Here is a 22582-nt window from a genome sequence, read left to right as displayed (position 1 = left end):
GTTTTTGCTGGCTGCACAACTTACTTTTAATCAGTAGGTCATGGGTTCGAGCCCCATCGCTCTCACCATTAAATCAATTAATTAGCAGATTGCCATCGGACTTTTGGGACAGATCGAAAGTCCCACAGGCACCATCTGGCCGTCAGCCGGGATTATATTTTCCGGTTCCCCGGCCGCCTGCGGAACATTTGATGCCCGCCGCCAGTTCTAGCGATGGAAAACATCGGAGAACATCATGTCAGACCGTGAAAAAGATATCCGCGACCGCGCTCATGCCATCTGGGAGCGCGAAGGCAGACCTGAGGGACGTCATGAAGAGCATTGGTCGCAGGCCGAGCATGAGATCAATCATGGCGGCGACCAGATCGAGGGTGATGATGTGCCGAACCTCGAGGCGCTCAGGGAGGCGGCAAGGCAGCATACCGATGCCTTCATCGTGAAGACGGATCTGGAAGATGCCGACGAGCGGGAAGCGACGCCAGGGATGCGCGAGCAGCCATAGCGCGACAGGCATACGTGAACGGCAATGGAATGCAACCAGCTGCCGATCCATGCGTTGTGTCACAGGTTCCACGAAAAGGATTGCGACATGACTTCCATCACCACGAAGATCGCGGCTGCTCTTTGCGTCATGCTGGCCCTCAGCTCCTGCGGCAATACGATCCGCGGCATGGGCAAGGATGCGGCCAACACCGTCGATGCGACGCAGAATGCGGGCAACCGGGTTGGCAACGCCGCCGCCAAGTAAGGCGGCTAGCTGCGGCTCGGTTATCACCACACTCCGAAGAGCAGCTTCTCGGCCGGGGCATCTCGATTGCCTCGGCGGCTATCTTTACCGGCAAGCTGATCACCCTTACTCTGTCACCGTATTCGCCAAACGAGCTATGCTCGCCCACAGTATAGGTGAGCGCGAGCATGAGGGTATCGTCATGACCGTTCGTCCGCCGCAATCACTGAGGCAGCCTTTCTCGGTCGAGAGCGGGTTCAATGTTCTCGAATACGAATTGAGAGCGGAGCGAGCGAACTCGCTTGGACGCAGCGGGCTGAAGGCCGAAGCAGCCTTGGCTGATCTGAAGGCTTGGGATCCGGCGCGACATGGCCAGGACGACCGCGACGCTCGCCTTCGAAAGGCGGCGGACGCCATATGGGATTTGTTCGTCCAGCGCGAGATTTGCGGTCTGCGCAACAGCCGCGATGTCATCCAGCGGTACGGCATTCCGGACGAGGTCCTCGTGCGGCTTGGATCGACTGAGAAGTAAGCGATCACCTCGCCCTTCAGGCGGAGCCACGCCTCTTGCTATCCTCCGGCATCAGCACCGAGGCCATGACTGTCCTGTTGCGCCCCTCCGCCTTCGCTTGCAGCAATGCCGCGTCGGCGCGTGTCAGCAATGTCGAGACGGCAGCGCCTTCAGACAGAGAGCCGAAGCCGATCGACACCGAGATCGGCCCGAGAATGCGGCCGCGATGCGAGAGCGCCAGTCCGCGGATGTTGGAGCGCAGGCGCTCGGCGATGTCGAATCCTTCGGCATCGCCGATATCAGGCAGCAGGACCGTGAACTCCTCGCCGCCGAAGCGATAGGCACGGCCGGCGTCGCCGATCGTGTCGAGAATGGTCTGCGCGACGTAGCGCATGACCTCGTCGCCGGCGTCATGGCCGAACTCGTCGTTGAAGCGCTTGAAGTGATCGATATCGACCATCATGCAGCTGAGCTGCTCCAGCTCGCGATCGCGTGCGTGATTGTTCATATCTTCGTCGAGCGAGCGCCTGTTATAGAGCCCCGTCAGCGCGTCGCGAATGGAGAGGTTGGTGAGCTTGTCGCGCAGTTGCAGGTTGGCGGCGGCAAGGCCGATGTTTTCGGCGATCAGCTCGAGATAGAGGCGCGACGCCTCCGCCTCCATATGGCCCTGCGGCCGCTCCTCGAAATAGAGGAGCCCGACGACATCGCCCTGCGCCGTCAGCGGAACGCAGAGTCCCATCGTATCGGACTGGTCGAGATGCTGGCAGCTGATGTCGCCGTGTTCGTGCGAGCTCACATGCGGGCGGCCGCGCCTGAGGCCCCAGCAGGCCGTCGCCGGAAATACAGGCTCGGAGCGCTGCGGCTCGTGCCATGAGGAGATGCGCGACAATGTCGAGCGGCTTTCGTTCATGATGTAGAGGTTGCCGGCGAGATCCGGGAAGATCTGCGGGGAGAACAGGGCCACGACTTCGGCCAGTTCGTCCTGCGCCTGGCAGGCCTGCAAGCGGTGCATCATCTGCAGAATCAGGTCCTTCGTCTGCTGGTCGCGCCGGCGCTCGGCGTCCAGACGATCGCGTTCCAACCCGTTTTCTCGGAAGATGTGAATGGCTTCATTCATCTCGCCGATCTCGTCGCGGCGGCGATCGAGCGGCACGTCCACCGCGTAATCCTGCTTGGCAAGACGCGTGACGATGCCGGTCATGCGCATCAAAGGCATAGCGACGCGACGCTTCAGGATGAAATAAAGCACGCTCAGAAACAGGGCGGCAGTGACGGCGAGCAGCGTCTTGGCGATGAAACCCCACCAGTCGCTGCGCAGCTGGGTGTTGTGCATGACCGACTGCGTACGCGCGTTCGCGAGATCGCGGAAGCGCGTAACAGTAGCGAGCAATGCGGTCTGCAGGCGGTCGTGTTCCGGCCCGAACAAGGTCTGGCGGGCGCCCGCCTGATCGCCGTTGCGATACGCGGCGATCGCTTCTTCCTCGATCTTGTCGAGTACGTCGGCGCTTTTCTCCACGTCTTCAAGCGCCTGCAATTCGATCGGTGCTGCACCCAGTTCGCGGACGCCCCGGATCGCGCGCTCGCGCCGGCGCTCCTCGCCTTCCTTGCCCTGGAAGGCATCGAGATGCCTGATGTCGTCGCGCATGACATAGAGGCGCGCTTCATCGGTGCGCTCTTCGGCGCCCAGCGCCAGTTCGTCGGCGAGATCGTCCAGCGCCAGATGTTCCTCGACCGCGATCCGTTCGCGGGTGGCGCTTGTGGCAGACAGGATGAAGGCAGAGCCCGACAGCACGGTCAGAACAACCGTCACTCCGTAGGCCCAGTTGGTGATGACGCTGATCCGCATGAGGGTATATTAGGGCATCCGAATTGCCAGACAATTAACACAGGTTGTATCGGCCTATCCAAGCTCCCGAGACGCGAGACGCAAAAAGGTGATTGGCGGCGGGCCACCGGCTGCGCTAGGACTGCGCTCCAATGCCCTGCGCCGGAGAACCGCGTGTCGATTGCCGATATTTCCCTGTTGAGTGCCTTGCTTGCCGGCGCCCTGTCGTTTCTTTCGCCCTGCGTGCTGCCGCTGGTGCCGCCCTATCTCTGTTACATGGCCGGCATTTCCGTCGAGCAGTTCCGGGGTGGCGGGGCGGTCACGGTTGCTCCGGATGTTCGGCGCGGCGTGCTGTTTTCGGCGCTGTTCTTCACACTCGGCTTTGCCACCGTCTTCGTGGCGCTCGGGGCCGGCGCATCGAGCATCGGAATGGCGCTGCGTCAGCATCTCGATCTGCTCTCCAAGATCGGCGGGCTGATCATCATCGTCATGGGCCTGAACTTCCTTGGCGTCTTCCGCATCGGCGTTCTGGCGCGGGAAGCACGCTTCCAGGGCAGCGGCAAGCCGGCGACGCTGACGGGCGCCTATGTGATGGGGCTCGCCTTCGCTTTTGGCTGGACGCCATGCATCGGCCCGGTGCTCGGCGCCATCCTGGGCGTTGCCGCCTCGCGCGAAACAGTCGGCTCGGGCGCTGGCCTGCTTGCCGTCTATTCGCTCGGGCTCGCCATCCCCTTCTGGATCGCCGCCGGCTTTTCCGGCGCCTTCATGGGCTTCCTCACGCGCTTCCGCCGCCATCTCGGCACGGTCGAGAAAGTGATGGGCGTGTTCCTGATCCTGACGGGCCTCGCCTTCATCTTCGGTTTTGTCAGCGACGCCGCAATCTGGTTCCAGCAGACCTTTCCAATCCTGATGAAAATCGGCTAAGCCTAGGCTCCTCCCACCGACAAGCCGTCTTGGCCGCCTATAGCGCCACATCGGCGCCAGCATTGGAATGACCCTTGGCCGACATCGTCAGTCTTCTCCTGCCGTTCTTCGGCCTGATCGTCATTGGCTTCATCGCCGCCAAGGTGACCAAGCAACCGGCCGAGGCGATGGGGTGGCTGAACACTTTCATCGTCTATGCCGCCCTGCCCGCGCTTTATTTCAAGCTGGTGTCGCGCACCCCGTTCGAGGATTTGACGCGGATAGACTTCATCGTCACGGATCTCGCCGCCACCTATTCGATCTTCATCGCGATGTTTCTGATCGGCCGCTTTCTGCGCCGCAACTCGTTTGCCGACAGCACGATCCAGGCCTTTGCCGGTTCCTACGGCAATATCGGCTACATGGGTCCCGGTCTTGCGCTGATCGCGCTCGGTGAAGGGGCCGCCGTCCCCGTAGCCTTGATCGTTTGCATCGAAAACGCCGTCCACTTCATCGTCGCGCCGGCAATGATGGCGGCATCGGGTGACGACAAGCGTTCGCGTGGACGGCTGGCGTTCGATATCGCGCGCAAGGTGGCGCTGCATCCGTTCATCTTGTCGACCGCACTTGGTTTCGTCGCGGCCGGCTTCGAGATACCGCAGCCGGCGGCCTTTCAGCGCTTCATCGATTATCTCGCTCAGGCCGCCGCTCCATGTGCGCTATTTGCCATGGGTGTCACGCTGGCGCTGAGACCGATGCGGCGTATTCCTGTTGAGATCAGCTACATCGTCCCGGCCAAGCTGATCATCCACCCGATCGTGGTCTACCTCGCGCTGACGACCGTCGGCGGCTTCGATCCGGTGTGGATTTACGCCGCCGTCCTGCTTGCCACTCTACCGACGGCGACCAACGTCTTCGTCATTGGCCAACTCTACGGCGTCTGGCAGGAACGGGCGTCGGCCACGATCCTGATCACCACGACGCTATCCGTGGTGACCGTGTCGCTGTTCCTGATCGCGATGAAGTCAGGCTTTCTTCCGACGTAGATGTTCCTTGATCGCATCCGGGATCGCGCGCAGGCCGCGCCCGGGTTCGACACCCTCGCGCATCACCATACTGCGGAACGGCGGAACGGCGGCCAGGATGTGCAGGCCGGCCGCGCGCAGCACCTGCATCGGCAGGAAATCGGAGAGAAGTGAGCGGTTCAGCACATCGACGCTTGCCGTACGGGTCATGATATCAACGCGACGCTTGCGGTCGAACTGGCTGCCGGCATCCTTGGAGATCGGCAGTTCCGGTCGGTCACAGAGGATATCGGTCAGCGCCATGACATCGCGCAAGCTGAGGTTCAGCCCCTGCGCGCCGATGGGCGGAAACACGTGCGCGGCCTCGCCGATCAGCGCCACCCGGCCCTTGCCCGAGCGATGCGCCATCATGCCCGATAGCGGCCAGATCTGCACGCCCTCCTCGACCGTCACCTTGCCGAGCAGCGATTGCATGCGCTCCTCGACGACGTTGCCAAGTTCGGCCAACGAAAGCTCGCTGCGCGTCTGAGCATCCGACGGACTCTGTACCCAGACGAGGCTTGAGCGATTGCCGGGGAGCGGCACCTGGGTGAAGGGGCCGTTTTCCGTGTGGAACTCGGTGGAGATGTTTTCGTGCGGCAGGGAATGCTGGAAATTCAGCACCATGGCCGATTGCGGATAGGACCATTTCTTGACGTCAATACCGACAGTCTCGCGCAGCTTCGACTTGCGGCCATCGGCGCCGATCGCGAAATCGGCGGTGAGCGTTTCGCCATTGTCGAGCGAGATGGAGACGGCGTCTTCCGTGACATCGATCACGTCGGCAAAGGCAGTAAAGCGCGTGATGTTGCCCTCGGCGGCAGCGGCCGCCTCCAGCACTTCCATCAATGCCTTGTTGGGAAAATTATAGCCGAAGGCTTCGAGCCCGACTTCGGCGGCACGGAAGGTCGCGGTCGGCGCGCGCAGCAACCGATTTGTACCGTCGATAATGCGCATGGTCGAGAGCGGCGCGGAGGAAAGACGCAGGCGCTCCCAGAACGTCAGCCGGTCGATGAAGCGGATCGACTGATCCATCAGCGCCGTGGTCCGGCGGTCTTCCCTTGGGGCCGGCGGCGCAACGAGTGCAACGTTGCGTCCGCCGCGTCCAAGGGCGATTGCGGCGATCATTCCGGCCAGTCCGCCGCCGATCACCGCGATTTCGAAAGTCTTCATTGCACCGTTCCGCAAATTCTGAAACGGCGAGCCGGCCTTATGCCGCCGGCTTCGCCTGACGGCGCCAACTATAGCTCTTGCCCGGCTCCGCGTCACGCGCAGTCGGCTGATAATAATGCGGAATCTCCGGCAAGCGCTTTTCGGTGAGACGCTTTATCGCAGTCTCGTTGGTCACCGCGAAGCTATCGATGCCGCAACGCAGCATCAACGGCACCTGGTCGATCAGGACATCGCCGACGGCGCGCAGTTCGTTCGTATAGCCGAGACGCTCGCGCAGCAGCGATGCATGGCTGAAGGCGCGGCCGTCGTTGAAGGCAGGAAACGCCACCGCCACGAGTTCGAGGCGATAGAGATAGGGCTCGAGCTTGCGCACGTCGTCGGCGGGCTTGATCAGCACGCCGAAGCCGACTTCGTTGCTCTCGTCGGCCTTGGCCACCAGTTCCTCAAGGCTGAGCAGAGGCTTCTGCCCCTCGCCGGCCTTCACCTCTTCGGTCTCGATGACCCAGGGGTCGTTCTCGACGAAGCCGGTTTCTCTCCAGATCCTGGTCATCATGCAGCCTCCGCCTTGGAATCACCGTAGAGCGCATCCTTGAACGGCTGCGGACCGACGCGGCGGTAAGCATCGAGGAAGATTTCGGACGGATCGTTGCGCAGGCCGAGATAGGTGTCGACGATCTTCTCGATCGCATCCGTCACCTTTTCCGGCTCAAAGCCACGGCCGATGATTTCGCCGATCGAGGTGTGCTCATCACCGGAACCGCCGAGCGTGATCTGGTAGAGTTCGGCACCCTTCTTCTCGACGCCCAAGAGGCCGATATGGCCGACATGGTGGTGGCCGCAGGCGTTGATGCAGCCGGAGATCTTGATCTTCAGCTCACCGATCTCGGCCTGACGCTCGGGGTTGCCGAAACGCTTCGAGATTTCCTGCGCGACAGGGATGGAGCGCGCATTGGCGAGCGCGCAATAGTCCAAGCCGGGACAGGCAATGATGTCGGTGATCAGGCCGGCATTGGCTTCGGCGAGACCGATGGCAACCAAGCCGCGATAGACGGCTTCGAGATCGGCCAGCGCCACATGCGGCAGGATGAGGTTCTGCTCGTGGCTGACGCGGATTTCGTCGAAGGCATATTCCTCGGCGATATCGGCCACCGCATCCATCTGACTGTCTGAAGCGTCACCGGGAATGCCGCCGATCGGCTTCAGCGAGATCGTCACCATGCCGTAGTCGGGGTTCTTGTGCGGCTGGACGTTCTGATGGACCCACCGGGAGAATGCCGGATCGGCCTTCTTCCAGCGCGCAAGGTTCTCCCAGCCTTCGGCACGCTGCGGCAGTGCCGGCGGCGCGAAATAGGCGGTGATAGCGGCGACATCGGCTTCCGGGAGCTTCAGTTCGGTGTCCTTCAGCGCCGCGAACTCGACCTCGACCTGGCGGGCCAGCTCTTCGGCGCCCGTTTCGTGGACGAGGATCTTGATGCGGGCCTTGTACTTGTTGTCGCGGCGGCCGTGCAGGTTATACACGCGCATGACGGCGGTCGTATAAGACAGCAGGTCCTCTTCCGGCAGGAAGTCCTTGATCAGCTTGGCGATCATCGGCGTACGGCCCTGGCCGCCACCGACATAGACGGCAAAACCAATCTCGCCCTTGTCGTTCTTCTTCAGATGCAGGCCGATGTCGTGGACCTGGATCGCGGCGCGGTCGCGCTCGGCACCCGTCACGGCGATCTTGAACTTGCGCGGCAGGAAGGAGAATTCCGGATGAACGGAAGACCACTGGCGCAGGATTTCGGCATAGGGGCGCGGATCGGCGACTTCATCGGCGGCGGCACCGGCGAAGTGGTCGGCTGTCACGTTTCTGATGCAGTTGCCCGAGGTCTGGATGGCGTGCATTTCGACGGTGGCGAGTTCGGCCAGCACGTCGGGCATATCCGACAGCTTCGGCCAATTGAACTGCAGGTTCTGGCGAGTCGTGAAGTGGCCGTAGCCGCGGTCGTAGGTGCGCGCGACATGGGCCAGCATGCGCATCTGCTTGGAGTTCAGCGTGCCATAGGGAATGGCGATGCGCAGCATATAGGCGTGCAGCTGAAGATAGACGCCGTTCATCAGGCGCAGCGGCTTGAACGCATCCTCGGCGAGCTCGCCGGACAGACGGCGCTCAACCTGATCGCGGAACTGCGCGACGCGCTCGGCGACAAAGGCGTGGTCAAATTCGTCGTAACGGTACATCGTATTCCTCAGACTGCAATGAATGCGGGATCGGCGGGCTTGTAGCCCGGCGCGTATTCCATGGTCGGACCCTGTGCACGAATGCGCTCGCGAAGGCGCAGCGGCCAGAGAACACCATCGGTCTCCTGCACGTCAACCACGGCGACATCGACCACCAGATTATCGGCGTAGGATTTCTTGCCGATCGCCTCCAGCGCGGCAACGGCCTCGGCATGGCGCGCGACCAGCGCATCCTGCAGCGACGTCACCCAGGTGCCATTGGCATCGAGCCAGACGGCGATGCCGTCGGTCAGCCTATTGGCGGTCAGAACCTTGTCTCCCATAGTCAGCTCCTTAGCAGTTCATCGGACCGGGCGCGTGCACGCACCAGCGGTTCGGACAGTTCGAAATTGGCGCCCGCAACGGCGTCGCCGATGATGACCATGACAGGTCTGGTGAGTTCATCACGGTTCTGCAGACCGGGCAGATCGCGAAGCGTACCATGAAGCAGCCGGCGATCGGCGCGGCTGGCATTCTCGATGACGGCGACCGTCGTTTCCGGCGCAATGCCGGCGCGCATCAGCCGCTCGGCAACCGATGCCGCGACCGTGCGCCCCATATAGACGGCGATGGTGGCGCCGGATACGGCAAGGCTCGCCCAATCGGGAAGCACGTCGCCGGTCAGATCGTGGCCCGTCGTGAAGACCAGCGACGAGGCGACGCCGCGCAACGTCAGCGGCAGCTCGAAATCAGCGGCGGCTGCGAAAGCAGAGGTGATGCCAGGGACGACTTCATAGGCGATACCGGCGGCGCGTAATGCGGCCATTTCCTCGCCGGCGCGGCCATAGACCAGCGGATCGCCCGACTTCAGGCGAACGACGCGCTTGCCTTCGCGGCCGAGATAAACGAGCAGGTCGTTGATCTCTTCCTGCGACTTCGAATGACAGCCCTTGCGCTTGCCGACCGAGAGGCGCTCCGCATCGCGGCGGCCCATGTCGACGATTTCCTGCGGCACCAATGCGTCATAGACGATCACGTCTGCTTCCATCATCACGCGCTGGGCACGCAGCGTCAGCAGATCGGCGGCACCCGGGCCGGCGCCGACCAGCCAGATGCGGCCTTCGGCCTTGTTGGCGGAAAGCAACAGCTCGTCGGCAAGGCGTTGTGCCTGCGGCATGTTCTCGTTGGAAACAGCATCGGCAACCGCGCCGGAAAAGAACCGGCACCAGAAGAGACGACGCGTGGCGCCCTTCTCAAGCACATGTTCGACGCGACCGCGATAGCTGACAGCCAGTTCGGCAAGGCGGCCGAGCGATGGCGCTAGCAGCTGATCGACCTGGGCGCGGATCATCTGCGCGAGCACAGGCCCTGCCCCTTCCGTGCCGATGGCAACCGCGACGGGCGCGCGATTGACGAGCGCCGGGGTATAGAAGTCGCAGTAATCCGGCTGATCGACGGCATTGGCTGGCACCTTGGCGGCGCGCGCGGCGTCGACGATGGCGCGATCGGCGGCTGCATCGCCCGTGGCCGCAAAGACCAGCGTTGCGCCCTGGATCTGCTCGGGCGCGAAGGCGGCGCGGACGGTTTCGATGCGGTTGGCGATCAGGTGGGCGTGATAATCGGCCTCGGGGCGATCCGTGTAGGCGACGATCCGGGCCTTGGTGTTCGACAGCAGGCGCACCTTGGCGAAGGCTTCATCGCCATTGCCGAAGACAGCCGCGATCTTGCCTTCGACACGAACGAAGGCAGGAAAAACCGACAGTTGCTCACTCTTGGAAGGCATCATCAATCCATTTCGAAGTTGCCGGAATATGCACCACCGGACCAGCCAAATGAAGAAACAGAAATTCCAAACCCGGTACGACCGCGTATTGTTTTACCCGGCATGTCAATGATTTGAGCAAAACTCACCGATGCGGCACACGCAGCACAGTGAATCGCGCTGCAATGCGGCACAAAGCCTGTGACAAATTCGGGCGCGGCCAAGAATCCTCGTTTGCCTCGCGCGGCACCGGCGATAAAGTGCCGGCAACAAGGAGAACACCATGTCCGACACCACCATTGCCGCCCGCCTGCTCGATGTGATGGAGCACGATATCCTGCCGATGACCGAACGCGGCGTCGGGCTCGGCAACAAGGTCTTCGGCGCCGCGATCCTGCGCAAATCGGACCTTTCGCTCGTGGTCGCAGAGACCAACAACGAGCTGGAAAATCCGCTCTGGCATGGCGAGGTGCACACGCTGAAGCGCTTCTACGAGCTGGGCGAGAAGCCTGCCACCAAGGACCTGATCTTCCTATCGACCCACGAACCCTGCACCATGTGCATGTCGGCGATCACCTGGGCCGGCTTCGACAATTTCTACTATTTCTTCAGCCACGAGGATTCCCGCGACGCCTTCGCGATCCCCCACGATCTGAAGATCCTCAAGGAAGTGTTCGGGTTGGAGCCCGGCGGCTACCGCCGCAGCAACGCCTTCTGGAACAGCTTCGCGATCGCCGATCTGGTCGAGACCGAGAGCGACACCAAAAAGGCCGAACTGAAGGCGCAGACGGCGCGGATCAAGGGTCGTTACGACGCGCTTTCCGAGAGCTACCAGTCGTCCAAGGGCGACAACGATATTCCGTTGAACTGACGCGAGCGACCAGAGCACGATGGAAGCCTCCCAAGACATTTCCCGCCTGATCGAGATCATGGCAGCCCTTCGCAATCCCGAGACCGGTTGCCCCTGGGACATCGTCCAGACTTTCGAGACGATCAAGCCCTATACGATCGAGGAGGCCTACGAGGTTTCCGACGCGATCGAGCGCAACGACATGGACGATCTTTGCGACGAGTTGGGCGACCTGCTTCTGCAGGTCGTGTTCCATGCCCGTATGGCCGAGGAAGCCGGCGAGTTCTCGTTCGGCGACGTGGTCGAAGCGATCACGCGCAAGATGATCCGCCGCCATCCGCATGTCTTCGCCCGCTCCGAGGCGGATACGCCCGACGCGGTGAAGAAGCAGTGGGACGACATCAAGCAGGCAGAGAAGCGCGAGCGCGCTGAGCGCCGGGCCGCACGCGGGATCTCGGAGGATTTCAAGGCCGGCTTTCTCGGCTCGGTGCAGCGCAGCTTTCCGGCGCTGACGGAAGCGCTGAAGCTGCAGGAACGCGCCGCCAAGGTCGGTTTCGATTGGTCTGCGCCGGAACCCATTCTCGACAAGATCGAGGAGGAGATCGCGGAACTGAGGGAAGCATTGGCCTCTGGCGACCACGCCAAGGTCAGCGACGAACTCGGCGACCTGATCTTCGCCGTGGTCAATATCGGCCGGCATGTGAAGGCTGATCCGGAGCAGTCTCTACGCGGAACGAATACCAAGTTCAGGCGCCGTTTCAACCATATAGAAACGTCTCTTGAAGCGGAAGGTGAAACGCTGGAGGCTGCGACGCTGGAGCGGATGGAAGAGCTATGGCAGGCCGCCAAGGCTATCGAGCGACAGCTGGGCTGACCTGGGCGCCATGAAGCTTGAAACGCTCGACATCGCGATTGCAGGCGCCGGCGTTGGTGGCCTGTCGCTCGCAGCACTGCTTGCGAGCCGCGGCGCCCGCGTGACCATCTATGATCAGATGAGTGCGCCGCAGCCCGTTGGCTCCGGCTTCGTGCTGCAGCCGACCGGGGCTGCGGTGCTCTCACGCATGGGCCTGCTTGGCCAAGTCGAGGCGCGTGGCGCCCGCATCAGCCGCATGCATGGCCGACTGTCCGGCAATGGTCGCACCGTGCTCGATGTCGGCTATCGCACCGGCGCCTATGGCATCGCCATCCAGCGCGTCGCCCTGTTCGATCTCTTGCTCGAAGCGGCGATCAATGCAGGGGTACGGTTCGAAACATCGTCACGGGTGGCCGAGATCGAGGCTGGCAGCACGCCGCGCCTAGTCCTCGACGGCGGCATCCGCACGGCAACCGCCGATCTCGCCATCGATGCCATGGGCGCCAACTCGCCGCTCGCCGCGAAAGCCGCCACCGAGCTCGGCTACGGGGCGCTCTGGGCGACGGTGCCCTGGCCGGAGCATGGCGTATTCCGCAAGGACGAACTGGAGCAGCGCTACAAGAGAGCAAGCCAGATGGCCGGCGTACTGCCGGTCGGAACGGCGCGCGATGGCGCGGCTCCGATGGCGACGTTCTTCTGGAGCATCCGCAACAAGGATTTCGAAGCATGGCGGGCTGCCGGGCGCGACGCCTGGATCGACTCGGTACGATCCTTCTGGCCTGAGGCAGAGGCGCTTGCCGCCGTGGCCGAGCCGGTGCACGCGCGCTACCGGCACTTGACCCGCACGCCGGTCGCCGGCAAGCACGTCCTGAAGGTCGGCGACGCCTGGCATGCCACGAGCCCGCAGCTCGGCCAAGGAGCCAACATGGCGCTGCTCGACGCAGCATCGCTCGCTTCAGCGCTCTGCCGTGAGGCTACTGTCGGCGAGGCCATCGACCGCCATCTGAATCAGCGGCAGATGCATATCCGGTTCTACCAGCTGCTCAGCCGTATCCTGACGCCGTTTTATCAATCAGACAGCTCAGTGCTGCCTTTCAGCCGCGACATCATGATTGGCCCGGCGACCAAGCTGCCGCTGGTGCGCAGCCTGATCACCACGCTGGTTACCGGTGAGCTGCTCGATCCGGTCGGACGAATCGCACTCGATCGGCTCGTGTCAGAGAAAAAAGTCGCGGTGCAGGATGAGAGCGCGCTGGTCTAGCCGAGCGCCAAATATAGGGAACAGGAGCGCCGGATCAGCGCTCCCAGTCTTCCTTCGGCCTCGCCGTATTGCCCAGCCGGCGCTCGAGTTCGACGGCTTCCGTTTCAGACAGCCTGAGATCGAGCGTGACCGATCCATCCTCATTGTCTTCGCGGCTGTCGACGATGGCGTGATCGTAAAGCCATGGCAGCAAGGCAAGCTTATCAACCGGGAGCACGACGGTGGTTTCCGTCAGCACGCCGGACAGTCTGCGGCTGATCTCTTCCATCAGCGCATCGACGCCCTCGCCCGTGACGGCAGAGACGGCCACGACATTGCGGGCGCCTTCGGCCTTCTGGACGATCGCTTCGTGGTTTTCCGGCTCAAGACGGTCGATCTTGTTCCAGACCTCGATGATGCGCTTTTCGCCCTCGGCTTCGTCGATTCCGAGATCCTTCAGGATGCGGAGCACGTCAGCGCTTTGCGCCTGGTTGTCCTCGTCGGCCATGTCGCGGACGTGCAGAACGAGATCTGCTTCCAGCACCTCTTCCAGCGTCGCGCGGAAGGCGGCGACGAGGTGGGTGGGGAGATCGGAGATGAAGCCGACGGTATCCGACAGGATGACGGTGCGGCCATGTGGCAGCTTCATGCGGCGGAGCGTCGGATCGAGCGTCGCAAACAGCATGTCTTCGGCGAGAACGCCGGCGCCGGTGATGCGATTGAACAGCGTCGACTTGCCGGCGTTGGTGTAGCCTACCAGCGCCACGATCGGATGCGGCACCTTGCGACGCTTGGCGCGATGCAGCTGGCGAGTGCGGACTACCTGCTCCAGTTCGCGCTCGAGCTTGATGATGCGATCCTGCAGCATGCGGCGGTCGGCTTCGATCTGGGTTTCACCCGGACCACCCATGAAGCCACCACCACCGCGCTGGCGTTCAAGGTGGGTCCAGCTGCGAACCAGCCGGCCCTTCTGATAGTTGAGATGCGCGAGATCGACCTGCAGCGTGCCTTCCTTGGTGGAGGCGCGGCGGCCGAAGATTTCGAGAATGAGACCCGTGCGGTCGATGACCTTGGCGTTCCATTCCTTCTCGAGATTGCGCTGCTGAACCGGCGTCAGCGGATGATCGACGATGACGAGGCCGGAATCGGTCTCATCAAGGCTGTCCTTGATCTCCTGGATCTTGCCGGTGCCCATCAGCGTCGCCGGACGGGGCTCGCTGACGGTGACGATGGTACCCTTGACCACATCGAGATCGATCGCCTGCGCCAAGCCCGTCGCCTCTTCGAGGCGGCTTTCCGGCGTGCGGGTCGTGGTGATGGTGTCAGCACTGCCGCGGCTGCCGCGTGCCTGCTTGAGCACGGGCACGACGACGGTCGCGCGCATGTCATCCCGGTGCTTCACAGCTTCCGGGATGATCGAATCATTCTTGGTATCACGTGTCGAGATGACGTCTGTCCTGTCAGGAAGCGGATTCTTCGCTTTCGAACATCTGCATCGGCTGGCCGGGCATGATGGTCGAGATCGCGTGCTTATACACGAGTTGCGAATGGCCGTCACGGCGCAGCAGAACGCAGAAGTTGTCGAACGACGTAACAACGCCGGTCAGCTTCACACCGTTAATCAGAAATATAGTCAGGGAAATCTTTTGCTTGCGAACAGTATTGAGAAATAAGTCCTGCAGGTTTTGAGAACGTTCCGCCATCGCGCCGATTCTTTCTTTATTGCCGGCCTTCACGTGCCGGTAAAATACTTCTTATTTTTCCATCAGGCAGCCGACAACCCTCATCCCTGCTGCCCGGAAAGCCTTTGGTATCAAATCGCAATCTTTTCCGCAACGGCGAAAAAGGCCTGTCTAATTTTATGCGGCGGCAGATCACCTTGGGCCCCTGCCGTCGCCCTGCCCGCCCATAGAAAAGACACGCCGGCTACCGATCAAACCTCTGATCAGACGCCGAGCGACTTCAACTTGCGGTGCAGCGCCGAACGCTCCATGCCGACGAACTCGGCGGTGCGTGAGATGTTGCCGCCGAATCGATTGATCTGGGCGATCAGATAATCCTTCTCGAACATCTCGCGGGCCTCGCGCAGCGGAAGCGTCATGATGTGGTAGTCGTTCTTCGCCGATACTTTCGGTAGCATGTCGCCGAGGTCGGTCGGCAGCATCTCGGCGGTGATCGGCGCATCCGGACCATCGGACCGGGCGAGAATCATCAGGCGTTCGATGTTGTTGCGCAGCTGGCGGATATTGCCTGGCCAGTCATGGGCCTGCAGCACCGCCATCGCATCGTCCCCGATGCGGCGTGGACGAATGCCGGCCTGCTCGGAAATCTGGCGCATCAGTTGGTCGACAAGGAACGGGATGTCCTCGCGGCGTTCGGCCAGCGAGGGCACCTTGACCGGCACCACGGCAAGGCGGTGATAGAGGTCCTCCCGGAACCAGCCTTCGGCGATGCGGCTTTCGAGATTGTAGGCGGTCGAAGAGACGATGCGCACATCGACCTTCACCCGCTTGGAGCCGCCGACACGTTCGAACTGCTGATCGACCAACACGCGCAGGATCTTGTTCTGTGTCTCGCGCGGCATTTCGCCGACCTCGTCGAGGTAGAGGATGCCGCGATGGGCCTCCTCGAGCGCGCCGATCTTGCGGGCTTGACCGGGCGAACCTTCGGTGCCGAAGAGCGCCACTTCCATGCGGTCGGGCGTGATATTGGCGGCGTTGATAGCCACGAACGGCCCGCTCGCGCGCGACGACTTCTTGTGGATCATCCGCGCGACCAGCTCCTTGCCGGAGCCGGAGGAGCCAAGGATCATGATGCGGCTGTTGGTCGGCGATACCTTCTCGATCGTCTGGCGCAGCTGCGAGACGGCAACGGAGGTGCCGATCAGCTCGACCGGATCGCCGGCCTTGCGCTTCAGCTCGGAGACCTCGCGCTTGAGCTTGGAATTTTCCAGCGCGCGCTCGGCAATCAGGATCAGGCGGTCGGCCTTGAAGGGCTTCTCGATGAAGTCGAAGGCGCCGCGCTTGATGGCCGAGACGGCGGTCTCGACATTGCCGTGGCCGGAGATCATGACGACGGGAATATCGGGATGGCGCGCCTTGACCTCGTCCAGCAGCGCCAGACCGTCGAGCTTGCTGCCCTGCATCCAGATATCGAGGAAGATCAGCCGCGGCGCACGGTCCGAGATCGCAGCAAGGGCGCTGTCGCTGTCGTGGGCGGTGCGGGTCTCGTGGCCCTCGTCGGAGAGAATGCCGGAGACGATCTCGCGGATGTCGTGTTCGTCGTCGACGACCAGAATATCAGAGGCCATATGCATTTTCCTTGTCACTTGCGGCCGAGGCGGCGGGCGATTGCTCCAGGCGTGGCAGATGCACGCGGATCATGGCCCCTCTTCCCTGGTCAAAATCAGCGGGTGCATCATGCAGTTCGAGCTGCCCGCCATGTTCTTCAATAATCTTCTTCACGATGGCGAGGCCGAGACCGGTCCCCTTCTCGCGCATCGTCATATACGGTTCCAAAATGCTGTGCCGGTTCTCGACAGGCAGACCGCGGCCGTTGTCGATGATATCGACGGTGAAGCGGTCACGCGGCTGATCAAGCGATGCGCGCACCAGCACCTTGCGCTCCTCGCGCTCGTCGGCCGGCACGGCCTCGATCGCTTCCACCGCGTTCTTGATGAGATTGCCGAAGGCCTGGCCGAGCATGCGGCTGTCGAATTGTCCTTCAAGCGGCGCATCGCCGAACTCCTGCAGGAAGGCGACGTGGCTGTTGCCCATCTCGCGCAGGAAGACCGCGTCGTGCAGGATCTTGCGCAGGTCACTTGGCTCCTTGATCGGCTTCGGCATACGCGCGAAGGAGGAGAACTCGTCGACCATGCGGCCGATATCGCCGACCTGGCGGATGATCGTCTCGGTGCACTGATCGAAGACGCCGCGGTCATCCTGGTTGATCTGCTTGCCATAGCGGCGCTGGATGCGCTCGGCCGAAAGCTGGATCGGGGTGAGCGGGTTCTTGATTTCGTGGGCGATACGGCGCGCGACGTCGCCCCAGGCGGTGGAGCGCTGAGCAATCACGAGGTCGGTGATGTCATCGAGCGTGATGACGTAGGATTCGCTGAGATCGCGCACTTCCTCGCGCGTCACCTGGACGCTCAGCGTGCGCACTGTGCCGGCGCGCACCAGCGCGATCTGCTTGCGGAAATCGCCGCGATAGCGCGACGCCGCCTCAGTCAGAACCTGGTCGACCTCGGGGGCAATCTCGGAGAGTTGCTTGCCGAGCATGTCGCTCGCATCGAGCGCCATCAGCGTTTCGGCCGAACTGTTGACGATCGTGACGCGGCGATCGTGCTCGACGCCGATGACGGCAGCGGTGACGCCCGAGAGCACCGCTTCTATGAAGCGGCGACGGTCGTCCACCTCGTCCTTGGCTTCGAGGATCTCGTCGCGCTGGGTGCGGATCTCCGAGATCATCTTGTTGAAGGTGCGCGACAGATTGGCGACGTCGCCATCAACGGCATGCACGGGAACGACGATGTCCATATTGCCGGATGCGACGCTATCGGCTGCGGTGATGAGCAGGCGGATCGGGCGGACAATACGGTCGGCGACGGCAATGGCCGTCCAGATGGCGGCGAGCAACACGATCAGCGCGAAACCGACATAGAGGATGGCGAAGGCGATCTGCAGCGAGAAACGCCCCGCCTCCATCGACCTATATTCGGTGGCGTTCTCCTCCATCATCCGCATCGCGGTCATGACCTTGGGGTCGACCGCGCGCACCGTATAGAGGAAGGCGCCGTCGATCGATTCGAGCCGGATGATGGCGCCGACAAGATTGGTGACGCCCGGCGGAATGAGCGTCGGCTGGCCGGCCGAAGCCTTATTGAGCGCGTCCTGGGGGATCGCCGGCAGCGGTTTCTCAGTCTTGATATCGGCTTGCGTGATAACAGTACCATCCGCCTGCACCAGGAATGCGCCGAGCAGGCCGCGTCCCCTCGCCTGGCGCGTCATCAGCTCGGCAAAGCCGGTGCGATCGAGATTGAACAGCTGGCGATTGCGCTCGAGGTCGTTTGCCATGGAGACCGTCTGGCCCTGCAGATAGCTCGCATTCTCCATCATGTAGGCCTGCCCGATATTGCGGGAGGAACTGACGATCGACTGCGTCCTCAGCGCGAACCAGCGGTCTAGACCGGCGTTCAGCGTGATACTGGCAAAGAGGGCCACGAGAATGGCGGGCGTGATCGCCACGATCGAGAAGAGCACGACGATGCGGATATGCAGACGCGCAGCGGCGCGGCCACGCTTGCGCGCCTTCAGGAGCCGCGAGACCTCGCGGCCGATCAGCGCCATCAGGCCGAGTACGAAGAAGGAATTGACGACGACGGACGTGATGACGACGGGCGATGTCGGGGCGATCGGCGTCAGGCCGAGCAGCACGAAGAGCGTCATCGTCGCGCAGAGGAGCGCGCCCCCGGCAAGCACGAGACCGGGCAGAGCAAACAGCGCGCGGCGATCCGTTACCGTGGTAACTGCTTCGCCCTCCGCCGCCGGCGGCAACGCATCCTGCTTCATTCGTTTAACTCTCCACGCGGCGAAACGCATTTCGCCGCCGTCCTTGGGTCAGGGTGAAGACCGCGCTCGATCTCCCGCTCGTCCATCGTCGAGCCGGATCTTCGGACGCAGAACTGACCGCAGGAACACAAACCCCTTGCGTGACTTATTGGCAACGCAATGTGGCGAAAATGCAACGCATCGCGTCACATTGTCAAGCGCTGCAGGGCGTCAAGCGGTGCGGGAGCTTCTGTAGACGGATACGCCGAGTTCGCGGATCTTCTTGCGCAACGTGTTGCGGTTGAGACCAAGGAGATCGGCGGCCTTGATCTGGTTGCCGCGCGTGGCCGTCAGCGCTGCCAGGATGAGAGGATACTCCATCTCGGTCAAAACGCGGTCATAAAGGCCCGGAGGCGGCAGGTTATCGCCGAAAGTCGCGAAATAGGACCGCATGTTTTCTTCAACGGCCTGAGCAATGGTCATGTTTCCATTGCGGATCGGGCCCTTCTCGATCGGGCTATCAGGCACGTCGGAGCGCAGCTCGGATTCGATGATTTCGCGGGTGATCACATCCTGTGGATAAAGTGCCATCAGGCGGCGGATGAGGTTCTCCAGCTCGCGCACGTTGCCCGGCCAGGCGTAGGCCTTCATCAGATCGAGCGCTTCCTGATCGAAACGTTTGGTGCCGAGGCCTTCCTTTTCCGCCTGTTGCACGAAGTGACGGACGAGATCGGGGATGTCTTCGGCGCGATCGCGCAGCGGCGGCAGGCGCAGCGGTACGACGTTGAGGCGGTAGTAAAGATCCTCGCGGAAGAGGCCCTGGTTGATCGCCTGCTTCAGATCCTTGTTGGTGGCCGCCACGATGCGCACGTCGGTGCGGATCGGGGTGCGGCCGCCGACAGTCGTGTATTCGCCCTGCTGCAGCACGCGCAGCAGGCGCGTCTGCGCATCCATCGGCATATCGCCGATTTCGTCGAGGAACAGCGTCCCGCCCTCGGCCTGCTCGAAACGGCCAGTGGAGCGGGTCTGGGCGCCGGTGAAGGCACCCTTCTCATGGCCGAACAGCTCGGATTCGATCAGGTCGCGCGGGATCGCGGCCATGTTGATCGCCACGAAGGGACCGTTGCGGCGCTTGCCGTAGTCGTGCAGCGCGCGGGCGACGAGCTCCTTGCCGGTGCCGGATTCGCCGGTGATCATCAGCGTCAGGTCGGTCAACATCAGACGCGCCAGGACACGATAGATTTCCTGCATGGCGGCCGAGCGGCCAACGAGCGGCATGCCGTCCTGCACGTCGTCCTCGACCTTGGCGGGCTTGCGCTTCGGCTCCGACAGCGCCCGGCCGATGATGCCGATCAGTTCGGTCAGATCGAAGGGCTTGGGCAGATAGTCGTAGGCGCCCTTCTCCGAGGCCTTGATCGCCGTCATGAAGGTGTTTTGCGCGCTCATGACCAGCACGGGAAGATCCGGACGGGCCTTCTTGATGCGCGGAAGCAGGTCGAAGGCATTCTCGTCGGGCATGACGACGTCTGTGACCACGAGGTCGCCCTCGCCGGCCGAAACCCAGCGCCACAGTGTGGCGGCGTTCGAAGTGATACGCACGTCATATCCGGCGCGGCTCAAGGCCTGATTAAGCACCGTACGAATTGCCGCATCATCATCCGCGACGAGGATCGTTGCTGTCATCGAGAAGGTCCTGTGGGGGTTATGGTTGCGTCCTCAAGCGATGCGTCCTTGGAGGCAGGCATGAGCACGCGGAATGTGGTTTTGTTGGTCTGGCTGTCGCATTCGATGATGCCGCCATGATCACCGATGATCTTGGCCACCAGCGCGAGGCCGAGGCCGCTGCCGTTGGTCTTGGTGGTGATGAAGGGGTCGAACAGATGCGGCAGGAGATCGGACGGCACGCCAGGGCCGTTGTCCTGCACGCAGAACTCCAGCGGCAGCGAGATCTTTTCGCGGGTTCCGGCGACCGAGAGGCGGATGCCGGGACGGTAGGCGGTCGTCAGCACCACCTCGCCATCCGGCCGGTCGCCGATCGCCTCGGCAGCGTTCTTGACGAGATTGAGGAAGACCTGCACCAACTGGTCGCGGTTGGCGTAGACCGACGGCAGCGAGGGGTCATAGTTCTCGGTGATCTTGATGTGACGCGCAAAGCCCGCCTTGGCGACCGCCTTCACATGATCGAGCACGGAATGGATGTTCACGGGCACGCGATCGACCGGGCGCTCGTCGGAGAAGACCTCCATGCGATCGACCAGCGAGACGATGCGGTCGGTCTCGTCGCAGATCAGCCGGGTCAACGCGCGGTCGTCGTCGGTTGCCGAGTGCTCGAGCAGCTGCGCGGCGCCGCGAATGCCGGAGAGCGGGTTCTTGATCTCATGCGCCAGCATCGAGGCGAGACCTGTGACCGAACGGGCGGCAGCGCGATGCGTCAGCTGCCGGTCGATCTTGTCGGCCATCGAGCGTTCCTGGAAGACGATGACGACGGAGCCCGGCTCGCTCGTCACCGGAGCGACGTAGATGTCGACGAGCTTGTCCTGGCCAAGCCTGGGCGAGCTCAGATCGACGCGATACTCGTTGATCGGCGCGCGGCGCTCGCGCACCTGGTCGATCAGCGCCAGTAGCGGGCTGCCGAAGGGAATGAAAGTCGAGATCTTGTAACGCGCCAGATGCGAGGCGCTGGCCCCGAAGAAGGCTTCCGCCTCCCAGTTGGCAAAGGCCACAAGCCCTGCGTCATCGACCATGATGACGGGGTTCTGGATGGCGTTGAGAACGGCCATGGCGACGGCACTGCCGGCATGGGCAGATGATAGCGACGCGTCGTTTGTCATGCAGCCTCCCGGGCATCTGTATTGTCTGCCGCCGCAACCAGGGCATCGTGGAATCGCTGCGAGACCTCGCGAGGATCGCGCGCGGTCATGATCGCCGCCTTGTCGTTTGCCGACACCGACGGTGCGAAGCGCTCCATATACCAGCCGAGATGCTTGCGCGCATGACGAACGCCGACCGCTTCGCCATAAAAATCGAGCATCATGCGATAATGCTCGACGGCGATATCGGCGATCTCCCATGGCTGAGGCGCCTCGGCGCCGGCGAGCACGCCGGCATGCCACGGGCGCCCCTGGCAGCCACGGCCGATCATGACGGCATCGGCGCCCGAGCGGCGCAGGATTTCATGGGCGTCCTCGACCGTTTCGACGTCGCCATTGGCGACCAGCGGGATGGTGAGGACATCGCGCACGGCGCGGATCGCGTCCCAATCGGCGCGTCCCTCGTAAAACTGCATGCGCGTACGGCCGTGGATCGTCACCAGCTGGACGCCGGCCTCCTGGGCGCGCTTTGCGATTTCGGGTGCGTTGATCGAATTTTCGTCCCAGCCAAGCCGCATCTTCAGCGTGACGGGAACATCCACCGCCTTGACTGTCGCTTCGATCAGTCCCAGGGCATGATCGGGATCGCGCATCAGCGCCGAGCCAGAATAGCCGCCGATCACCTTCTTGGCGGGGCAGCCCATATTGATATCGATGATATCGGCGCCGTGCGCGGCGGCGATCTTCGCGCCTTCCGCCATCCAGTGCGCTTCGCGACCGGCAAGCTGCACCATGTGCGGATTGAAGCCAGCGGTCTTCAGCCGCGCCCAGGATTGCTCGGTGTCGTTGACGAGTTCGCGGCTCGCCACCATCTCGGTCACCACCAGCCCTGCGCCATGGCGCCAGGCCAATTGACGGAACGGCATATCGGTGACGCCGGACATGGGCGCCAGCACGATACGGTTGCGCACCGCAACGGTTCCGATGCACAAAGGAGATGCGAGGTGTATGTCAGACAACTGATTATCTTTCAGGCACGCTAAGCAGGTGCACTATTTTTAGACAGATTTAAAAGACTTGCCAAGGGGGAAGTGCCCGAATTGATATTTTTCG

22 protein-coding genes are annotated in these 22582 nt (G+C 62.6%); 8 read left to right on the top strand and 14 right to left on the bottom strand.

What is annotated here, in order from left to right; genetic code table 11:
- Positions 1–235 precede the first annotated feature (235 nt).
- From ACIQUB_RS07095 to ACIQUB_RS07085, 3 genes are all read left to right on the top strand, one after another.
- Positions 236–502, top strand: coding sequence for a DUF2934 domain-containing protein (locus ACIQUB_RS07095; protein WP_081993029.1), 267 nt, complete (start codon positions 236–238; stop codon positions 500–502).
- Positions 503–589: 87 nt separating this feature from the next.
- Positions 590–748, top strand: a complete 159-nt coding sequence (locus ACIQUB_RS07090; RefSeq protein ID WP_113235853.1) for an entericidin — start codon at positions 590–592, stop codon at positions 746–748.
- A 181-nt stretch (positions 749–929) separates the two neighbouring features.
- Entirely contained in the window at positions 930–1259 is a 330-nt protein-coding gene (locus tag ACIQUB_RS07085) for a DUF6665 family protein (RefSeq protein WP_113235796.1), read from the top strand.
- Between the two features lie 16 nt (positions 1260–1275).
- Here the strand turns inward: ACIQUB_RS07085 and ACIQUB_RS07080 are convergent, their stop codons facing one another.
- Positions 1276–3084 carry a sensor domain-containing diguanylate cyclase gene (locus tag ACIQUB_RS07080; RefSeq protein WP_113235797.1) on the bottom strand — a complete coding sequence of 603 codons (1809 nt, stop codon included), beginning with the start codon at positions 3082–3084 and terminating at the stop codon, positions 1276–1278.
- A 153-nt stretch (positions 3085–3237) separates the two neighbouring features.
- Between ACIQUB_RS07080 and ACIQUB_RS07075 the strand changes: the two genes are divergently transcribed.
- Positions 3238–3987 (top strand): cytochrome c biogenesis CcdA family protein, encoded by a 750-nt coding sequence (locus tag ACIQUB_RS07075; protein ID WP_018899958.1) that lies wholly within the window; start codon positions 3238–3240, stop codon positions 3985–3987.
- A gap of 74 nt (positions 3988–4061) precedes the next feature.
- The gene (locus ACIQUB_RS07070; protein ID WP_113235798.1) at positions 4062–5012 is read left to right on the top strand and encodes an AEC family transporter; all 951 of its coding nucleotides are present in this window, start codon (positions 4062–4064) and stop codon (positions 5010–5012) included.
- Here ACIQUB_RS07070 and ACIQUB_RS07065 read toward each other — a convergent pair.
- From ACIQUB_RS07065 to ACIQUB_RS07040, 6 genes are read right to left on the bottom strand one after another with little or no spacing between them, the layout of a single operon-like run.
- Complete coding sequence (locus ACIQUB_RS07065; RefSeq protein ID WP_113235799.1) at positions 4992–6203, bottom strand: UbiH/UbiF family hydroxylase; 1212 nt, start codon at positions 6201–6203, stop codon at positions 4992–4994. The two genes, ACIQUB_RS07070 and ACIQUB_RS07065, sit on opposite strands and share 21 nt — an antisense overlap.
- Positions 6204–6240: 37 nt before the next feature.
- Complete coding sequence (locus ACIQUB_RS07060) at positions 6241–6753, bottom strand: DUF934 domain-containing protein (RefSeq protein WP_113235854.1); 513 nt, start codon at positions 6751–6753, stop codon at positions 6241–6243.
- Positions 6753–8426 carry a nitrite/sulfite reductase gene (locus ACIQUB_RS07055; RefSeq protein ID WP_113235800.1) on the bottom strand — a complete coding sequence of 558 codons (1674 nt, stop codon included), beginning with the start codon at positions 8424–8426 and terminating at the stop codon, positions 6753–6755. Before ACIQUB_RS07055 ends, ACIQUB_RS07060 begins: the two co-directional genes overlap by 1 nt.
- An 8-nt stretch (positions 8427–8434) precedes the next feature.
- Positions 8435–8749 (bottom strand): DUF2849 domain-containing protein, encoded by a 315-nt coding sequence (locus ACIQUB_RS07050; RefSeq protein ID WP_111561437.1) that lies wholly within the window; start codon positions 8747–8749, stop codon positions 8435–8437.
- Positions 8750–8751: 2 nt separating this feature from the next.
- The gene (cysG, locus tag ACIQUB_RS07045) at positions 8752–10188 is read right to left on the bottom strand and encodes a siroheme synthase CysG (protein ID WP_113235855.1); all 1437 of its coding nucleotides are present in this window, start codon (positions 10186–10188) and stop codon (positions 8752–8754) included.
- A 2-nt stretch (positions 10189–10190) separates the two neighbouring features.
- Positions 10191–10391, bottom strand: a complete 201-nt coding sequence (locus ACIQUB_RS07040; protein WP_162737371.1) for a hypothetical protein — start codon at positions 10389–10391, stop codon at positions 10191–10193.
- 59 nt (positions 10392–10450) lie between these two features.
- Between ACIQUB_RS07040 and ACIQUB_RS07035 the strand changes: the two genes are divergently transcribed.
- Genes ACIQUB_RS07035 through ACIQUB_RS07025 form a run of 3 tightly spaced genes read left to right on the top strand, consistent with a single transcriptional unit; the run spans position 10451 to position 13131 of the window.
- Positions 10451–11038, top strand: a complete 588-nt coding sequence (locus ACIQUB_RS07035; protein ID WP_113235801.1) for a nucleoside deaminase — start codon at positions 10451–10453, stop codon at positions 11036–11038.
- A gap of 19 nt (positions 11039–11057) precedes the next feature.
- Positions 11058–11891, top strand: coding sequence for a nucleoside triphosphate pyrophosphohydrolase (mazG, locus tag ACIQUB_RS07030; RefSeq protein WP_113235802.1), 834 nt, complete (start codon positions 11058–11060; stop codon positions 11889–11891).
- Positions 11892–11901: 10 nt separating this feature from the next.
- The gene (locus ACIQUB_RS07025; RefSeq protein WP_113235803.1) at positions 11902–13131 is read left to right on the top strand and encodes an NAD(P)/FAD-dependent oxidoreductase; all 1230 of its coding nucleotides are present in this window, start codon (positions 11902–11904) and stop codon (positions 13129–13131) included.
- 34 nt (positions 13132–13165) lie between these two features.
- On the opposite strand, the gene hflX is transcribed toward ACIQUB_RS07025, so the two are convergent.
- The 7 genes from hflX to dusB all read right to left on the bottom strand — a co-directional run bounded on the left by hflX (position 13166) and on the right by dusB (position 22488).
- Positions 13166–14494, bottom strand: a complete 1329-nt coding sequence (gene hflX, locus ACIQUB_RS07020) for a GTPase HflX (protein WP_113235804.1) — start codon at positions 14492–14494, stop codon at positions 13166–13168.
- A 76-nt stretch (positions 14495–14570) separates the two neighbouring features.
- A complete protein-coding gene (hfq, locus tag ACIQUB_RS07015; protein WP_018325164.1) occupies positions 14571–14813 on the bottom strand; it encodes an RNA chaperone Hfq in 243 nt (80 codons plus the stop codon).
- Positions 14814–15055: 242 nt separating this feature from the next.
- Positions 15056–16420, bottom strand: coding sequence for a sigma-54 dependent transcriptional regulator (locus tag ACIQUB_RS07010; protein WP_018899970.1), 1365 nt, complete (start codon positions 16418–16420; stop codon positions 15056–15058).
- Positions 16410–18680 carry a PAS domain-containing sensor histidine kinase gene (locus tag ACIQUB_RS07005; protein ID WP_113235805.1) on the bottom strand — a complete coding sequence of 757 codons (2271 nt, stop codon included), beginning with the start codon at positions 18678–18680 and terminating at the stop codon, positions 16410–16412. The genes ACIQUB_RS07010 and ACIQUB_RS07005 overlap by 11 nt, the downstream gene beginning before the upstream one ends.
- Positions 18681–18890: 210 nt before the next feature.
- Positions 18891–20342 carry a nitrogen regulation protein NR(I) gene (ntrC, locus tag ACIQUB_RS07000; RefSeq protein ID WP_018899972.1) on the bottom strand — a complete coding sequence of 484 codons (1452 nt, stop codon included), beginning with the start codon at positions 20340–20342 and terminating at the stop codon, positions 18891–18893.
- A complete protein-coding gene (locus ACIQUB_RS06995) occupies positions 20339–21490 on the bottom strand; it encodes a nitrogen regulation protein NR(II) (RefSeq protein WP_018899973.1) in 1152 nt (383 codons plus the stop codon). The genes ntrC and ACIQUB_RS06995 overlap by 4 nt, the downstream gene beginning before the upstream one ends.
- Positions 21487–22488: a tRNA dihydrouridine synthase DusB gene (dusB, locus tag ACIQUB_RS06990; RefSeq protein WP_402929019.1), complete on the bottom strand. Its 1002-nt coding sequence runs from the start codon at positions 22486–22488 to the stop codon at positions 21487–21489. The genes ACIQUB_RS06995 and dusB overlap by 4 nt, the downstream gene beginning before the upstream one ends.
- Between the last annotated feature and the right edge of the window lie 94 nt (positions 22489–22582).

Source organism: Rhizobium sp. NPDC090275 (assembly GCF_044772225.1).
Taxonomy (GTDB): domain Bacteria; phylum Pseudomonadota; class Alphaproteobacteria; order Rhizobiales; family Rhizobiaceae; genus Rhizobium.
The sequence above is the reverse complement of the archived record's forward strand: the minus strand, read 5'-3'. Positions and strand labels throughout refer to the sequence as shown.

Bases quoted from the DNA above. Each gene is read 5' to 3' on its own strand.
- ACIQUB_RS07095 (WP_081993029.1), top strand. From the start codon at position 236: ATGTCAGACCGTGAAAAAGATATCCGCGACCGCGCTCATGCCATCTGG.
- ACIQUB_RS07090 (WP_113235853.1), top strand. From the start codon at position 590: ATGACTTCCATCACCACGAAGATCGCGGCTGCTCTTTGCGTCATGCTG.
- ACIQUB_RS07085 (WP_113235796.1), top strand. From the start codon at position 930: ATGACCGTTCGTCCGCCGCAATCACTGAGGCAGCCTTTCTCGGTCGAG.
- ACIQUB_RS07080 (WP_113235797.1), bottom strand. From the start codon at position 3,084: ATGCGGATCAGCGTCATCACCAACTGGGCCTACGGAGTGACGGTTGTT.
- ACIQUB_RS07065 (WP_113235799.1), bottom strand. From the start codon at position 6,203: ATGAAGACTTTCGAAATCGCGGTGATCGGCGGCGGACTGGCCGGAATG.
- ACIQUB_RS07060 (WP_113235854.1), bottom strand. From the start codon at position 6,753: ATGACCAGGATCTGGAGAGAAACCGGCTTCGTCGAGAACGACCCCTGG.
- ACIQUB_RS07055 (WP_113235800.1), bottom strand. From the start codon at position 8,426: ATGTACCGTTACGACGAATTTGACCACGCCTTTGTCGCCGAGCGCGTC.
- ACIQUB_RS07050 (WP_111561437.1), bottom strand. From the start codon at position 8,749: ATGGGAGACAAGGTTCTGACCGCCAATAGGCTGACCGACGGCATCGCC.
- cysG (WP_113235855.1), bottom strand. From the start codon at position 10,188: ATGCCTTCCAAGAGTGAGCAACTGTCGGTTTTTCCTGCCTTCGTTCGT.
- ACIQUB_RS07035 (WP_113235801.1), top strand. From the start codon at position 10,451: ATGTCCGACACCACCATTGCCGCCCGCCTGCTCGATGTGATGGAGCAC.
- mazG (WP_113235802.1), top strand. From the start codon at position 11,058: ATGGAAGCCTCCCAAGACATTTCCCGCCTGATCGAGATCATGGCAGCC.
- ACIQUB_RS07025 (WP_113235803.1), top strand. From the start codon at position 11,902: ATGAAGCTTGAAACGCTCGACATCGCGATTGCAGGCGCCGGCGTTGGT.
- hflX (WP_113235804.1), bottom strand. From the start codon at position 14,494: ATGCGCGCGACCGTCGTCGTGCCCGTGCTCAAGCAGGCACGCGGCAGC.
- hfq (WP_018325164.1), bottom strand. From the start codon at position 14,813: ATGGCGGAACGTTCTCAAAACCTGCAGGACTTATTTCTCAATACTGTT.
- ACIQUB_RS07010 (WP_018899970.1), bottom strand. From the start codon at position 16,420: ATGGCCTCTGATATTCTGGTCGTCGACGACGAACACGACATCCGCGAG.
- ACIQUB_RS07005 (WP_113235805.1), bottom strand. From the start codon at position 18,680: ATGAAGCAGGATGCGTTGCCGCCGGCGGCGGAGGGCGAAGCAGTTACC.
- ntrC (WP_018899972.1), bottom strand. From the start codon at position 20,342: ATGACAGCAACGATCCTCGTCGCGGATGATGATGCGGCAATTCGTACG.
- ACIQUB_RS06995 (WP_018899973.1), bottom strand. From the start codon at position 21,490: ATGACAAACGACGCGTCGCTATCATCTGCCCATGCCGGCAGTGCCGTC.